Genomic DNA, 14,526 nt, shown 5'->3' on the forward strand with positions numbered 1-14,526 from the left:
GGTCACCGGGCCGGCCTGCGCCGAGACCGGCACCTCCAGGACGTACGCGCTGCCGCCGGAGGCACCCGGCACGTCATGCGTCTGGAGCACGCCGCCGTGACCGCGCACGATGCCGCGCACGATCGGCTCGTGGACCGGGTCGCCACCGGCGAACGGGCCGCGGACCTCGATGCGGACGACCTCGCCGCGCTGGGCCGCGGCGACCACGATCGTCGAGTCGCCCGAGCCCGCCGCGGGCGACACCGTGCTGCCGGTCGCGTCGACGCCCGCGACGTCCGCGATCAGGTGCGCGAGCGCCTGGGCGAACCGCTCCGCGTCGACCTCGGCCTCGATCGGCGGCGCGTGCACCGCGAACTGCGCCCGCCCGGGGCCGATCAGCTCGATCGCGCCCTCGACCCCGGCCGCCACGACCTCGTCGAGGGAGACCTTCTCCTTCTCCAGCCGGGCCTCGCCCGCGTCCAGCCGCTGATAAGCCAGGACATTGTCGACAAGAGCCGTCATCCGCGCGTATCCGGCGGAAAGGTGATGCAGGATCTGGTTGGCCTCGGGCCACAGCTGGCCGGCCGGGTCGGCGGCCAGCGTGCCGAGTTCGCCGCGCAGTTGTTCCAGCGGCCCGCGCAGCGAGCTCTCCAGGACGGCCAGCAGCTGGGCGTGGCGCGCCGCCAGCGCGTCGTGCGAGCGCCGGTCGGTGAAGGTCATCACCGCGCCGACCAGCTGATCGCCGTCGCGCACGGGCGCGGTCGTCATGTCGACGGGCACCGCGCGCCCGTCCTTCGCCCACAGCACCTGCCCGCGCACCCGGTGCTTGCGCCCGGAGCGCAGCGTGTCCGCGATGGGCGACTCGTCGTACGGGAAGGGCGTGCCGTCCGGCCGCGAGTGGTGGATGAGGGGGTGGAGCTCCTTGCCGCCGAGGTCGCTGGCGCGGTAGCCGAGGATCTGCGCGGCGGAGGGATTGACGAGCACGACCTTGCCGTCGATGTCGACGCCGACGACGCCCTCCGCGGCCGCGCGCAGGATCATCTCGGTCTGGCGCTGCTGCCGGGCGAGTTCGGCCTCGGTGTCGAGCGTCCCGGTCAGGTCGCGGACGACGAGCATGAGCAGCTCGTCACCGGTGTACGAGGAGTGGTCGGCGTACGGGGTCCGGCCGTCCTCCAGGTTGGCGCTGGTCACCTCGACGGGGAACTCCGAGCCGTCCGTGCGCCGGGCCATCATCCGGGTCGGCTTGGTGCGCCCGTCGTCGCTGTCCGGGAGCCGCATCGAGCCGGGGATGCGCCGCGAGTCGAAGTCGGGGAGCAGCGAGAGCAGTCCGCGGCCCACGAGTCCGGTGCCGGGGACCTCGAAGGTCTCCAGCGCTATGTGGTTGGCGTTGACGACCGTGCCGTTGCAGTTGACGAGCAACAGGGCATCGGGGAGGGCGTCGAGTATGGCTGCGAGGCGAGCAGCGCCTCGGGATGGCCTGCTGCTCACGACGACGCTTCCTCCCTGGTTACCGCACCTTGCCGACCGCGCCGGGCGGCACCATTTGTCATGCTGTGGCGCTCCCGTGGCGTGTCACTGGTGGGAAGTCTACGGGCTGTCGGGGCGGGGGCGACGGCGGACGACGCCTGCGGCGAGGCGCGTCACGGGCCGCTCCGGGGCGTCCTGCCGCAAGGCCGGACATGCCTCTCGTGTCAGCCCTTGGGTGAGCTCTCCTGCTTGCCGAACAGGGTGGAAAACTGGTTCCAGCGGGCGATTTCGCACCCGTTCGTCCGGTTGAAGTCGGCCTTCACCGGCTGGCCCGCCCAGGTGCCGGTCACATGGGCCCGCTGCGGTCCGCCGTAGATCAGCGTGCAGGTCGAGCCTTCCGGTACGGGCGCGAAGAGCTCCTGGCCCCATCTGACCTGGCCGTCGAGCTCCGCACACGCCTCCTTGGCGAAGGGGTGGTTGCCGCGCGTCGGGTGGCAGTAGAGCTCGTGCGTGCCGTCGAAGGCGCCGCTGTCGGAGACGGTGACCGTGAGGTGGTCGCCGGCGCGTTCGGGGAGCGGCAGGGGGGCCGCCGAGGCGGTGGGGAGCGCGAGCAGGGCGGGGGCCAGCGCGGCGGCGGCGAGGGCGAGGCGGCGGAACGGCATGGGGGGCTCCAGACGGGTTCGGACGGGGCTCGGGGGAGTCGGTGGGGGCCGGAGGGAGTCGGAGGAGTCGGAATGGGGTCGGGTGGGTAGAGGGGGAGCACGGGAGAAGATCGGACGATCCGGCCGGCCGGAGGGCCGGAAGGGGCCGACCGGACCCTTCACCCGTCTAACGCGCCGGACGGCAACGCGTTGCGCACCGGAAAACGTCTTTGCCCCCGCAGGTGAAAGCCCGGTACCGTAGGGAGCGATTGGTGGCGGGCCGCAAGGCTGTGTCATCATCTGCACGCACCACTCGCGCATGCGTGAGTGAGCTGGAGGCGTCGCCTAGTCCGGTCTATGGCGCCGCACTGCTAATGCGGTTTGGGACTTAAATCCCATCGAGGGTTCAAATCCCTCCGCCTCCGCAGGTGCCGGAAGCCCCGGTCGTCGTAAGACGGCCGGGGCTTTTCGCATGGTGCGGCCGAGGCGATCGGGGAGGGTGCCCGAGGGGTCTCAGGAAGGGTCTCGGGACGGGTCTGGGGGCCGGTCCCGGGCGGCGTTCCGGGATCTTGCGCAGGGGCTCGCCCGGGGGTGCTCAAAGTGGCGTTTCCGCAGGTCACCATGGGTGCGGGTAATGGATTTCGCGTCCCGGCGGAGTTCATGTAATGTTGTCCACGCAACGCCGACCGGCAGGAAAAACCGCCGGGAAGCCGAGCGCTCGTAGCTTAACGGATAGAGCACTTGACTACGGATCAAGAGGTTGCAGGTTCGAATCCTGCCGAGCGCACAGCCGAGTTTTCGGTAGCCCTTCAATGGGATACGATTACTCGACCGTCGCGGGGTGGAGCAGCTCGGTAGCTCGCTGGGCTCATAACCCAGAGGTCGCAGGTTCAAATCCTGTCCCCGCTACTCAGAACACAGGCCCGGCACTCGAAAGAGTGCCGGGCCTGTGTCGTTCCCGCACGCGTGCCGGTGCCTTTCGGGTACGGGGGGGGCACGGGCTGCGATGCGCCCCCGGTACCCGTCCCCCACCCCACCCCCTGGCGCGGTCAGCCGTTCAGCGGCAGGGCCTCCGCCAGCGCGCGCCATTCGGCCCGCGGGAGGCCGCCGGCCCCGCCCTCGGACGCGGGCCGTACGACCTGGACGGCGAGGTGGTCCGCGCCGGCCGCCAGGAACTCGTCCACGCGGGCCCGTACGGCCGCGGCGTCGCCGAGGGCGAAGACCGCGTCGAGCAGCCGGTCGCTGCCGTTGCCCTCGAAGTCCTGCTCGGTGAAGCCGAGACGCAGGAGATTGTTGGTGTAGTTGGGCATGGGCAGGTAGAAGCCGAGGTAGGCGCGGGCGGTCTCGCGGGCGCGGGAGAGGTCGGGGTCGAGCACGACCTTCAGCTCGGGGGCCAGCAGCGGGCCGTCGCCGAGCGCCTCGCGGGCCCGGGCGGTGTGCTCGGCCGTGACGAGGTACGGCAGGGCGCCCGCCGCGCGGTCGCGGGCGAGCCGCACCATCTTCGGGCCGAGGGCGGCCAGCATCCGCTGTCCGGCGGGCAGCGGCGCGGGGGCGGCGTCCAGGGCGTCCAGGTACTCCTTCATCGCGGAGTACGGCTTGGTGTAGCCCTCGACCAGGTGGCCGTGGCTGACACCGAGACCGACGACGAGGCGCTCCCGGCGGCCGGGCGCGAGCGCGGCGTACTGTGCCGCGACGTCGGCCGCCTCGTGCTGCCAGATGGAGGTGATGCTGGTGCCGACGGCCGCCCGGCCCGTGACCTCCAGCAGCCGTGCCGCCTCGGCGAGGGAGGGACTGCCACCGAGCCAGAGGGTGCCGTAACCGAGCTCCTCCAATTCGGCCGCCGCGTCGCCGACTTCGCCGAACTTCGCTGGGTCCTCCGCCCGGAGTGCGACGCTCCAGATGCCGATCCTGCCCAGTTCTGTGGTGTGTGCCATGCGCGCGACAACCGGAGGGGTTTTCCGGTTATTCCCCGCCGGGCCGGACGGGTGACGGCCACCGGGGCGCCCGGGTGAGGGGCGGGATTCTCAGCGGACTCACAGATGGTCGAAAGGGTCCTCTCAGTCGCCGCGCGCACGCTCGTCGACATGACCTCGACCGCCGCTCGTACCCGCCCCGCAGCGCCGTACCGGTCCCGCGCCGTCCCGCCGGCCGGCGGTGGGGTGCTGGTCGTGGGCGACCTGGTCCTGGAGGAGGCCGGCCGCCGGGTGTCCCGGGGCGGTGCGGAGATCCGGCTGACGGGGCGGGAGTTCGAGCTGCTGCGGTTCCTCATGCGGAATCCCTGCCGGGTGCTGAGCAAGTCGCAGATCCTCGACCGGGTCTGGGACCGGGACCTCGGCGGCCGCCCCAACATCGTCGAGCTCTACATCTCCTACCTGCGGCGCAAGGTCGACGCCGGGCGGGAGCCGATGATCCACACGCGGCGGGGCGTCGGGTATCTCATCCGGCCGGTGGGGGACGGCCGGTAGCAACGGCCGGGAGCGGATGGCCGGTAGTGGATGGCCGGAAATAGTCCTTGTACGACGTAGAGGCGGCCTTGTACGGTGTACGGCGGTTGGTTGTTCTACGCCGTACAAGGGGGCCGTCCTCGTGACCGCGATGTCCGCTGGTTCACTCGAATCCACCGCCGAAGGAGCACCTCAGCGCAATCCCGTCCGCTGGGTGGTCCTCGGTGTCATCTGTCTCGCCCAGCTCACGGTGCTCCTCGACAACACGGTCCTCACCGTGGCGATCCCCTCCCTCACGAAGGAGATGGGAGCCGCGACCTCCGACGTCCAGTGGATGATCAACGCCTACTCGCTGGTCCAGGCGGGGCTCCTGCTCACCGCCGGCAGCGCCGCGGACCGCTACGGGCGCAAGAAGATGCTCGCGGTCGGCCTGGCGCTCTTCGGGCTCGGCTCCCTCAGCGCCGGCATATCCGAGACCACCGGCCAGCTGATCGCCGCGCGGGCGGGGATGGGCATCGGGGGCGCGCTGCTGATGACCACGACGCTGGCCGTGATCGTGCAGGTCTTCGACGCGGACGAGCGGACGAAGGCGATCGGGCTGTGGGGCGCGGTGAGTTCGCTCGGCTTCGCGGCCGGGCCGCTGATCGGAGGCGCGCTGCTCAACCACTTCTGGTGGGGTTCGATCTTCCTGATCAACGTGCCGGTGGCGCTGCTCGGGCTGGTGGCCGTCGTCAAGCTCGTACCCGAGTCGAAGAACCCGTCCGGTGACCGTCCCGACCTGCTCGGCGCGCTGCTGTCCACGATCGGCATGACGGGCGTCACCTTCGCGATCATCTCGGGGCCGGAGTACGGCTGGACGTCGGTGCGGGTGCTGGTGCCCGCCGCGGTGGGTGCGGTGGTGCTGGCCGCGTTCGCGCTGTGGGAGCGGCGGGTGCCGTTCCCCATGCTGGACATGCACTTCTTCCGCAACAGCCGGTTCGTGGGCGCGGTCTCGGGGTCCATCCTGGTGGCCTTCGGGATGGGCGGCTCGTTCTTCCTGCTGGCGCAGCACCTGCAACTGGTGCTCGGCTACGACCCCCTGCAGACCGGTCTGCGGATGTCGCCGCTGGCGCTGGTGATCGTCGTCCTCAACCTGACGGGCGTGGGTGCGCGGCTGCTGCCGAAAGTGGGCACGCCGGTCGCGATCGCGGGCGGCATGGGCCTGCTGGCGGCGGGCCTCGCGGCGATCGCGGTGCTGGGCGCCGATGGGTACGGCGGGATGCTGGTCGGGCTGATCCTGATGGGCATCGGCATCGCGCTGTCCATGCCGGCCATGGCCAACGCGATCATGTCCGCGATCCCGCCGGAGAAGGCGGGCGTGGGCGCGGGCGTCAACGGCACGCTCCAGGAATGCGGCAACGGCCTCGGCGTCGCGGTCCTCGGCGCGGTCCTCAACTCCCGCTTCGCCGCGCTGATCCCCGCGGTGGCGGCCGGGGCGGGTTCGCTTCCCGCGGCCCTGTCCCACGCCCGCACGGCGTCCGAGCGCGCGGCGATCTCCGACGCGTTCGCCTCCGGCGTGCAGGCGAGTCAGCTGGTCGGGGCGGCGGCGGTGCTGGCGGGTGGCGTTCTGGCGGCGGTGCTTTTGCGCAGGGCGGAGCGGGGGGCCGTGCCGGCGGGCGGGTGAGTGCCTTGGGGTCCCCCCGTCCCTCGCGCTGCTGCGGGGCACCGCCGGGCGGCGGTGTGTGGGGTTCGCGCCGTTGCGGCGGGATGGGGTGGCGGGGTTGGTTTCCGTGCGGGTGTGTCGTGGTGGCGGGGTACGGGGGTTCGCGCCGTCGCGGCTGGGGTGGCGGGGTCCGGAGGTGACCCCGGCACCCTCTTCCGCCGCTGCGGTGGTGTCCGGCGGTGCCGGACCGGCTTCGGCCGTCTTGGCACCGCCGGGCGGCGCCGTGTGGCGTTCGCGCCGTCGCGGCCGGGATGGCGGGGTCCGGAGGTGGCCTCGCCGCTGCCGGTTCGGAGGTGCCCCGCCACCCCCCTCCCGCCGCTGCGGTGGTGCACCACCGCGGTCGTGTCCGGCGGTGCCCAACCGGCCTCGGGCCGCTCGTACCGCCGACCTGCGCCGTGCGGCGGACCCGCGGGTCCGTCCAGACAATTCGCGCCCGGCAAGGGCCTAGCATTCGGGGTATCAGCAGCTGTGAGGAGAACATCGTGAGCGGGAGGGGCGCCGGGCGGCCTTGGGAGAGTGTCTGGCTGGGGAAGGCTCCGGCCGCCTCTCGGCGTAAGGGGGACGCGGGGGACGCGGGCGCGCTCGACAAGGAGCGCATCGTGGCCGCCACCGTGCGGCTGCTCGACGCCGAGGGGCTGGCGAAGTTCTCCATGCGGCGGCTGGCCGCCGATCTCGGTGTGACCGCCATGTCCGTCTACTGGTACGTCGACAACAAGGACGACCTCCTCGAACTCGCCCTCGACCAGGTGTGCGGCGAGATGGCCGTCCCCGACGTGACCGACGAGAGCGTCGACTGGCGCGTACAGCTGCGCCGGCTCGCCCTGGAATACCGCAAGGTCCTCACCACCCACCGCTGGGTGGCGCAGCTGCTCGGCCGGTACCTCAACGTCGGTCCCCGCTCCCTGGCGTTCGGCGACGCGGCCCTCGCCGTCATGCGGCGCAGCGGCCTGCCGCCCGAGCGCATCGGCGGGGCGCTGGGGGCCGTCTTCCAGTTCGTCTACGGCTTCAGCTCGGTCGAGGCCGTGCACCGGGAGCGCTGTCAGGAGACGGGCGTGACCATGGACGAGTACCACCAGCAGGTCACCGACGCCCTCATGAAGACCGAGGAGTTCACCGAGTCCTACCAGGAGACGGCCGGGCTGCTGGAGCAGCGCAGCGGCCAGAGCGTCTCCGAGAACCTGGAACGGGACTTCGCCTTCGCGCTCGACACGGTGATCGCCGGGGTCGAGGCCATGCGGGACCGTTTGCAGGGCTGACCCCGGCCCGGAAAAGTCATCGGCCCCGGTGGGGGCGCGCAGGCCGTCCCCTGCCTTTACGCGCGCCGCCACCGGGGCCGTTGTCCCGGGAACCTCGTTTGCCGTTCCGTTCCCGGGGCCGCCGGCCGGGTGCGCGTCTCCGCTCGTAGCGCGCACCCCGCCGACGGGGTCTGTCAGCCGGCCTGCCGGGCCGGCTCCGCGCCGGCCGGGGCCGACGCCTGGTCGGAGGTCGCCGGGTGGCCGCCGGGGCGGCCCTTCAGCGTGACCTCCTTGATGAAGAGCGTGACGATGAAGGCCAGCAGCGCGCAGGGCGCCGCGTAGAGGAAGACATCGCCCACGCCGTGGCCCCAGGCGCTCTCGAAGACCGTGCGGATCGGGGCCGGCATGGCGTCCAGCTTCGGGATGCCGCCGCCCGAGCCGCCCTTGGAGGCGGCCGCCGCGGCCTGCGGGCCGAGCGCGGTGATGCCGTCCTTGACGTAGTCCGTCACGCGGTTGCCGAGCACCGCGCCGAGCGCCGAGACACCCACCGCGCCACCGAGGGAGCGGAAGAAGGTGACGACGGAGCTGGCGGCACCGAGGTCCTGCGGCGCGACCTGGTTCTGCGAGGCGAGCACCAGGTTCTGCATCATCATGCCCATGCCGAGGCCGACCAGCGCCATGTAGATCGCCAGGTGCCAGTACGGGGTGTCGTACCGCATCGTGCCCAGCAGTCCGAGGCCCGCCGTGAGCAGGACGCCGCCGGAGACCAGCCACGCCTTCCAGCGGCCGGTCTTGGTGATGACCTGGCCGGAGATCGTCGACGACAGGAACAGTCCGCCGATCATCGGGATCGTCATCACGCCCGACATCGTCGGCGACTTGCCGCGGGCGAGCTGGAAGTACTGGGAGAAGAACACGGTGCCGCTGAACATCGCGACGCCGACGAAGAGGCTCGCGACCGACGACAGGGTGATCGTCTTGTTGCGGAACAGGCGCAGCGGAATGATCGGCTCCGACGCCTTGGTCTCGACGAAGAGGAAGATCGCACCGAGCAGGACCGAGCCGGCGACCATGGTGTAGGTCTGCCAGGAGATCCAGTCGTAGTTCTTGCCGGCCAGGGTCACCCAGACCAGCAGCAGGGTCACCGACGCGGTGATGAAGAACGCGCCCAGCCAGTCGACCTTCACGTCCCGCTTGACCACGGGGAGCTTCAGCGTCTTGTGGAGCACGATCAGCGCGATCACGGCGAACGGCACACCCACGTAGAAGCACCAGCGCCAGCCGAGCCAGTCGGTGTCGGTGATGACGCCGCCGAGCAGCGGACCGCCGACGGTCGCGACGGCGAAGGTGGCGCCGAGGTAACCGCTGTAACGCCCGCGCTCACGAGGGGAGATCATCGCCGCCATCACGATCTGCGCGAGGGCCGACAGACCGCCGACGCCGATGCCCTGGACGGCACGGCAGGCGATCAGGGTGCCGGTGTTCTGCGAGAGACCCGCCACGACGGAACCGGCGACATAGATGATCAGGGCTATCTGGACCAGCAGCTTCTTGCTGAACAGGTCGGAGAGCTTGCCCCAGAGCGGGGTGGACGCGGTCATCGCGAGCAGCGAGGCCGTGACGACCCAGGTGTACGAGGACTGGCTGCCGTGGAGGTCGGAGATGATCTCGGGCAGGGCGTTGGAGACGATCGTCGAGGACAGGATCGCCACGAACATGCCGAGCAGCAGCCCGGACAGCGCCTCCATGATCTGCCGGTGCGTCATGGGGGCGTCGGAGCCGGCGTGGCCTCCGTGCTTGGCGTGGCCGCCCCCCACACCGGCGGGTGTGGTCTTAGCCATTGAGTTCGTTACTCCTGTATCTCCTGGTAGGGGATGGTGTCCCGGAGGGACGCACCGACGGACGCACCGACCGGTGTGCGGGCGGGTGGGGCCGCTCCGCAGCCGGCCCGCTCGTGGTGCGCGGCCGGCTGGTGCGCGCTGCCGCGGCAGTCGCCGAAGCTCTCGCGCAGTCGGGCCAGCAGCTCGTTCAGGCGGCTCACGTCGTCGTCCGACCAGTCCTTGAGGCACACGGCGAGCGCCTGCGTGTAGCGGGCGGACACCTCGGCCAGCAGCTCCTCGCCGCGGGGACTGATGCTCAGCAGCCGCGACCGCTTGTCGGCCGGGTCGGGGTGCCGCTCCAGCCAGCCGTGATCGGCGGCGTACGCGACATGACGGCTCGTCACTGACATGTCGATGGCGAGCAGTTCGGCCAGTCTGCCCATGCGCATCTCGCCGTTCTGGCGCAGCAGCGCGAGCAGCCCGGCAGACGCGGGCGAGCACTCCGGTGGCAGCAGCCGGCCGAGGTCGCGCCGGACGGCGACCACGGCACCGAGCTGCCGGCCGAGCTCCTCGTACTGCTCTTGCGCGGCCACGCCGACACCTCCAGCTTCGGTTGCTTAGGGCAACCATAGAAGCAGTGATTGGTTGCTGAAGGCAAACGAAATCGTTCCTTTCCGGGTAAAGGAACCCTCAAGACATCTCCGGCGGGATGTAAAGCGCCAGGTCGGAGTGGGTGCGGCGCGGTCGTGGCGCAGGGGTGGCCCGGCGAGCGGGGGCCGCGCCCACTTCGCTAGGGTCCTGGCCTATGGCCAACCCCCATCAGCAGAACCCCGAGGGCAGCTACGACCCCGCGGGCAGCACTCAGATGTTCCGCGCCTTCGTCGACGAGGGCACGCCCCGCCGGGCCGCGGCTCCGGCTCCCGCCCCTTCTTCCGGCCCGCGGGCCGGGGTGATCGTCGGCGTGGTCGTCGCGATCGCGGTGATCGCGGCCGTGGCGTGGCTCGCGCTCGGCTGACGGCCCCGTAGAACCGTTTCCCTTACGACCACACCGCCGACACGTCCCGCGTCTCGATCCTCATCCCCGGCGGTATGCGCCAGACGTCGACGCATACCGTCCAGGTCTTCTCCACCGTCCTCCCCGCGTCGATCGGCGCGGGGAGCGGACGGGTGGAGGACACCGTCGCCCAGTCGGTGCCGAGCGGGCCGATGACGTGGGTGCCGAAGGTGACGGTGCCCGCGGTGGCCGGGCGGTCTCCGGTGTTGGTGAACGGGACGGTGACCTCCTCGCACCACGGCCATGTGCCGGGGGTGCGGCGCGGCGTTCCCACGGTGATGCTCGCGGGCCGGCCGGGGCGGGTGCCGCTCGCCGAGGGCGAAGGGTCCGAGGGTGCGGAGGGGTGCGACGGTCCGTTGCCGCCGGCCGGGTCGCGGTGAGGCGCGGAGGGTGTGGAGCCGTCGGCCGTGCCGCCGGGGCGCCCGGGTGTGCGCGCGGCCGGATGGCCGGGGTTGCCTGCCGAGGTCGTCGGCGGCCCCGAGGGGCTCGGCGGGGGCGGGGGAGAAGTCTTCGAGGGGTCCGGCGCGGGGGAGCTTCCGGAGGCAGATGCGGAACCTGAAGGTCCGGTTGTGCCGCCGTCCAGCGGGACCAGCTCCACGCCCCCCTTCGGTGGCACGGCCCCGTCCACCGAGCGGGACGAACCGGGTCCGGCGGCCCCCGTCGCGACATAGCCGTCGCGGTCGCTTCCGCCACATCCGGCGAGCAGTGCGCCCAGGGCGAGTGCGGCGGCTCCGGCGGTGGCGGAGGCGGAGACGATCGTCTTCCGTCGCATCGGCCCAGTGTGGCTGACGGTCCGTCAGGTGTACATATCCCGCAGCGGATACGGATACGGACGAGGCCCCCGTGTTACGGCCCGGTCGTCCGTACCGCCGTACCGCCGGCTCAGTCGGCGATCAGCCCTTCCCGGAGCTGGGACAGCGTCCGCGTCAGGAGCCGCGAGACGTGCATCTGTGAGATGCCGACCTCCTCGCCGATCTGCGACTGCGTCATGTTGGCGAAGAAGCGCAGCATGATGATCTGCCGCTCGCGCGGCGGCAGCTTGGCCAGCAGGGGCTTGAGCGACTCGCGGTACTCGACGCCCTCCAGCGCGCTGTCCTCGTAACCCAGGCGGTCCGCGAGGGAGCCCTCGCCGCCGTCGTCCTCGGGCGAGGGGGAGTCCAGTGAACTGGCGGTGTAGGCGTTGCCCACGGCCAGACCGTCGACGACGTCGTCCTCCGAGACGCCCAGGCACAGGGCCAGTTCGGGGACGGTCGGCGAGCGGTCGAGCTTCTGGGCGAGCTCGTCGCTGGCCTTGGTCAGGGCCAGCCGGAGCTCCTGGAGCCGGCGCGGCACGCGCACGGACCAGCTGGTGTCGCGGAAGAAGCGCTTGATCTCCCCGACGACGGTCGGCATCGCGAAGGTCGGGAATTCCACCCCGCGTTCGCAGTCGAACCGGTCGATCGCCTTGATCAGGCCGATGGTGCCGACCTGGACGATGTCCTCCATCGGTTCGTTGCGGCTGCGGAAGCGGGCCGCGGCGTACCGCACGAGGGGGAGGTTGAGCTCGATGAGGGTGTCGCGGACGTACGTGCGCTCCGCGCTGTCCCTGTCGAGCGCGGCGAGCCGCAGGAAGAGCGAGCGGGAGAGGGTGCGGGTGTCGATGGCTTCGCAGTCGTCGAGCACGGCGTGCGGTGCGTCGTTGGCGAGCACCTTCGCGCTGCCCAGGTCTACGGACATGCCACCCCCTTGAGGTCGCGGACGGGTCACAGCAACACCCTCGTGCGAGGGGTTCAGCCTCCACCTGAATACCGGAGGCCGGGCTGTGGCAAACGCAGTTCCAGCAGAATGTCACATGTCGGCAACACGCTGTAGCGTCAAGTCGACATATCTGCCCACTGACATCAGGGCCCGTCACCCTTGAGGATTAGGCATCGATTCGATTTGCGGAACGCAGCCGGGCGAAGCTGCGGGACAGCAGCCGGGACACGTGCATCTGGGAGACGCCCAGCTCGGCGCTGATCTGCGACTGGGTCAGGTTGCTGTAGTAGCGCAGCAGCAGGATGCGCTGTTCGCGCTCCGGCAGCTGGACGAGCAGGTGGCGCACGAGGTCGCGGTGTTCGACCCCGGCGAGGGCCGGGTCCTCGTAGCCGAGCCGGTCCAGCAGTCCCGGCAGTCCGTCGCCCTCCTGGGCGGCCTCCAGCGAGGTGGCGTGGTACGACCGGCCGGCCTCGATGCAGGCCAGCACCTCTTCCTCCGGGATCCGCAGCCGCTCGGCGATCTCCGAGGTGGTGGGCGTGCGGCCGTGCAGCACCGTCAGGTCCTCGCTCGCGCCGTTGACCTGGACCCACAGCTCGTGCAGCCGGCGCGGGACGTGGACGGTGCGGACGTTGTCGCGGAAGTAGCGCTTGATCTCGCCGACGACGGTGGGCATGGCGAAGGTCGGGAACTGCACCCCCCGGTCGGGGTCGAAGCGGTCGATGGCGTTGATGAGGCCGATGGTGCCGACCTGGACCACGTCCTCCATGGGCTCGTTGCGACTGCGAAAGCGGGCGGCGGCGTAGCGCACGAGGGGGAGGTTGGCCTCGATCAGGGCGGCGCGTACGCGCGTGTGCTCCGGCGTGCCGGGCTCCAGGGTGACGAACTCCTTGAAGAGCACCTGGGTCAGGGCCCTCGCGTCCGCGCCGCGGCTCCTGGGATGGCCGTCGGCGGTGTCGGACGGGTCGGGGGGCTCGGCGGCGCGGGCGGCCGGCGGGGCGGCCTCCGGGGCGGCCTCCGCGGTGTTGGCGCCGGTGTCGCCGGGAGCGGTCGCGGGAGGCTCCGCGGAGGGGGCCTCGGGAGGGGCCGGAGAAGGGGTCGTGGGGGCGTCCGCGGCTCTCACCTCGGCGGTGGCCGCGGGCTCGGCGGAAGCGCCCGCCGGAGCCGCCCTGCGGGCGGTCGTGGCGGCGGCGGGAGTGGCGGACCGGGGGACGGTCCCGTCGGCGGTCTCGGGAGTGGCTTCTGGGACGGTACGGGCCGACACGGTCACGCCACCCTTCACGGTCAACTCATCCGGCAAAAGCGGTCATAGCATCACAAGACATGTGCACTGTGTGCAAGCACCGCATAACGCCGTGTTGGCGCGAAACAGGCCCTCCGCCGGGGCGGCGGAGGGCCTGCTGTGGCTGGTCTGGAACGGAGTGTCGACCGAGGTCGGAGGGGACCGCGAGAACCGCTCAGAACGGGTAGTCGGCGATCACCCAAGTGGCGAATTCACGCCACTGCGCGACGCCCGCCTGGTGGGCGGGGTGGTCGAGGTAGCGCTGGAGCGCGGCGGCGTCCTCGACGGCGGAGTTGATCGCGAAGTCATAGGCGATCGGGCGGTCCGAGATGTTCCAGGCGCACTCCCAGAACCGCAGGTCGGGGATGGCCTGGCCGAGCTTCTCGAACGCCTGCACGCCGGCGACGACGCGCTGGTCGTCGCGCTCGACGCCCTCGTTGAGCTTGAACAGGACGAGGTGACGGATCACGGGTCTGCCCTCAGTTGATCAGCTGGGTCATGAACTCGCCGACGCTCTTGGCGGCGTCCGAGATGCCCTCGAACCCTATCTGGACGAGCTCGGCCGACCGGGCGGGGGAGTGGATGATCGTGTATGCCACAAAGATGATGACGGCGTAGAGCGCGATCTTCTTCGCCTTGTCCACGGCGCGCGGCCTCCCCTGTTGTCCCCGGTGCCTCGACGGTCGCTGCGGTCGCTTCTGTCACCGCCGTCGCTACGGTCGCGAGAGTCTAACCGCACGTATGGCCGAATGCCGGGAGGTGGCCTCGGAGCGGCCCTCCTCACCGGGCCTTTAAGGACCAAAGGCCCGGCAAGGCGGGCCCTTCGGCCGCGCGTCGCGCTCCGGCGGGGGAGCAGGATGGAGGGCGTGGCCCCCGGATCTGGCAGGAATCCGCCGGGCCGGGGACATGACCTCACTGCGGGGTCCGGGCCGCGCTTCCCCCCGACCGCGGCCCGTGCTTGGAGGCATGTCCTCGTCGGGGGAAGCGGCTTGTCCCCCCGGACGCCGCTTCCCCCGTCCCGCACTTTCCGACCCCGACCCCGCCCCCGCCGCCGCGCTTTTTGCCCCGCCCCTCCCGGGCCCGCGCCTTCCGCCGGCCGCCGGTCGCGCCGCGCGCCCCGCGCGCATCACCTCACCCCGCCGCGCGCCTGAGCCCCTCAGTGCTCCCG

At 71.5% G+C, this 14,526-nt stretch carries 12 protein-coding genes, 3 tRNA genes and 2 pseudogenes; 7 read left to right on the forward strand and 10 right to left on the reverse strand.

Annotated elements, in window-relative coordinates:
• Window positions 1-1,467 (reverse strand): PAS domain-containing protein (locus J7E86_RS08925; protein WP_215081008.1); only part of this gene is annotated, 1,467 nt, incomplete at its 3' end.
• Between the two features lie 203 nt (window positions 1,468-1,670).
• The gene (locus J7E86_RS08930; protein WP_215081009.1) at window positions 1,671-2,108 is read right to left on the reverse strand and encodes an SSI family serine proteinase inhibitor; all 438 of its coding nucleotides are present in this window, start codon (window positions 2,106-2,108) and stop codon (window positions 1,671-1,673) included.
• A 313-nt stretch (window positions 2,109-2,421) separates the two neighbouring features.
• Here J7E86_RS08930 and J7E86_RS08935 point away from each other — a divergent pair.
• The 3 genes from J7E86_RS08935 (at window position 2,422) to J7E86_RS08945 (ending at window position 2,996) form a co-directional block, all read left to right on the forward strand.
• Window positions 2,422-2,512, forward strand: a tRNA-Ser gene (locus tag J7E86_RS08935).
• Window positions 2,513-2,801: 289 nt separating this feature from the next.
• Window positions 2,802-2,874: transfer RNA gene (locus tag J7E86_RS08940), tRNA-Arg, on the forward strand.
• Window positions 2,875-2,922: 48 nt separating this feature from the next.
• Window positions 2,923-2,996 (forward strand) — tRNA-Met (locus tag J7E86_RS08945).
• 140 nt (window positions 2,997-3,136) lie between these two features.
• On the opposite strand, the gene J7E86_RS08950 is transcribed toward J7E86_RS08945, so the two are convergent.
• A complete protein-coding gene (locus J7E86_RS08950) occupies window positions 3,137-4,021 on the reverse strand; it encodes a TIGR03620 family F420-dependent LLM class oxidoreductase (RefSeq protein WP_215081010.1) in 885 nt (294 codons plus the stop codon).
• A gap of 192 nt (window positions 4,022-4,213) precedes the next feature.
• Here J7E86_RS08950 and J7E86_RS08955 point away from each other — a divergent pair.
• The 3 genes and pseudogenes from J7E86_RS08955 to J7E86_RS30890 all read left to right on the forward strand — a co-directional run.
• Window positions 4,214-4,552: pseudogene (locus tag J7E86_RS08955) on the forward strand (winged helix-turn-helix domain-containing protein); the annotation flags it as partial.
• Window positions 4,553-4,682: 130 nt separating this feature from the next.
• A complete protein-coding gene (locus J7E86_RS08960) occupies window positions 4,683-6,194 on the forward strand; it encodes an MFS transporter (protein ID WP_215081012.1) in 1,512 nt (503 codons plus the stop codon).
• A 518-nt stretch (window positions 6,195-6,712) separates the two neighbouring features.
• Window positions 6,713-7,489, forward strand: a complete 777-nt coding sequence (locus tag J7E86_RS30890; protein ID WP_374223779.1) for a TetR/AcrR family transcriptional regulator — start codon at window positions 6,713-6,715, stop codon at window positions 7,487-7,489.
• A 197-nt stretch (window positions 7,490-7,686) separates the two neighbouring features.
• Here J7E86_RS30890 and J7E86_RS08970 read toward each other — a convergent pair.
• Together J7E86_RS08970 and J7E86_RS08975 are read right to left on the reverse strand one after the other, a co-directional pair.
• Window positions 7,687-9,309: pseudogene (locus tag J7E86_RS08970) on the reverse strand (MDR family MFS transporter); the annotation flags it as partial.
• An 8-nt stretch (window positions 9,310-9,317) separates the two neighbouring features.
• Window positions 9,318-9,881, reverse strand: a complete 564-nt coding sequence (locus tag J7E86_RS08975; protein ID WP_215081015.1) for a MarR family winged helix-turn-helix transcriptional regulator — start codon at window positions 9,879-9,881, stop codon at window positions 9,318-9,320.
• 212 nt (window positions 9,882-10,093) lie between these two features.
• On the opposite strand from J7E86_RS08975, the gene J7E86_RS08980 reads away from it, so the two are divergent.
• The gene (locus J7E86_RS08980) at window positions 10,094-10,303 is read left to right on the forward strand and encodes a hypothetical protein (RefSeq protein ID WP_215081016.1); all 210 of its coding nucleotides are present in this window, start codon (window positions 10,094-10,096) and stop codon (window positions 10,301-10,303) included.
• Between the two features lie 22 nt (window positions 10,304-10,325).
• On the opposite strand, the gene J7E86_RS08985 is transcribed toward J7E86_RS08980, so the two are convergent.
• The 5 genes from J7E86_RS08985 to J7E86_RS09005 all read right to left on the reverse strand — a co-directional run bounded on the left by J7E86_RS08985 (window position 10,326) and on the right by J7E86_RS09005 (window position 14,002).
• Window positions 10,326-11,114 (reverse strand): hypothetical protein, encoded by a 789-nt coding sequence (locus tag J7E86_RS08985; RefSeq protein ID WP_215081017.1) that lies wholly within the window; start codon window positions 11,112-11,114, stop codon window positions 10,326-10,328.
• 110 nt (window positions 11,115-11,224) lie between these two features.
• Window positions 11,225-12,058 (reverse strand): RNA polymerase sigma factor SigF, encoded by an 834-nt coding sequence (locus J7E86_RS08990; RefSeq protein ID WP_087927110.1) that lies wholly within the window; start codon window positions 12,056-12,058, stop codon window positions 11,225-11,227.
• Window positions 12,059-12,245: 187 nt separating this feature from the next.
• Window positions 12,246-13,199 carry an RNA polymerase sigma factor SigF gene (locus tag J7E86_RS08995; protein ID WP_215081041.1) on the reverse strand — a complete coding sequence of 318 codons (954 nt, stop codon included), beginning with the start codon at window positions 13,197-13,199 and terminating at the stop codon, window positions 12,246-12,248.
• Window positions 13,200-13,533: 334 nt separating this feature from the next.
• Window positions 13,534-13,827 carry a Dabb family protein gene (locus J7E86_RS09000; protein WP_215081018.1) on the reverse strand — a complete coding sequence of 98 codons (294 nt, stop codon included), beginning with the start codon at window positions 13,825-13,827 and terminating at the stop codon, window positions 13,534-13,536.
• A 10-nt stretch (window positions 13,828-13,837) separates the two neighbouring features.
• A complete protein-coding gene (locus J7E86_RS09005; RefSeq protein WP_215081019.1) occupies window positions 13,838-14,002 on the reverse strand; it encodes a hypothetical protein in 165 nt (54 codons plus the stop codon).
• Between the last annotated feature and the right edge of the window lie 524 nt (window positions 14,003-14,526).

This window comes from Streptomyces sp. ISL-11, assembly GCF_018614525.1.
Classification (GTDB): Bacteria; Actinomycetota; Actinomycetes; order Streptomycetales; family Streptomycetaceae; genus Streptomyces.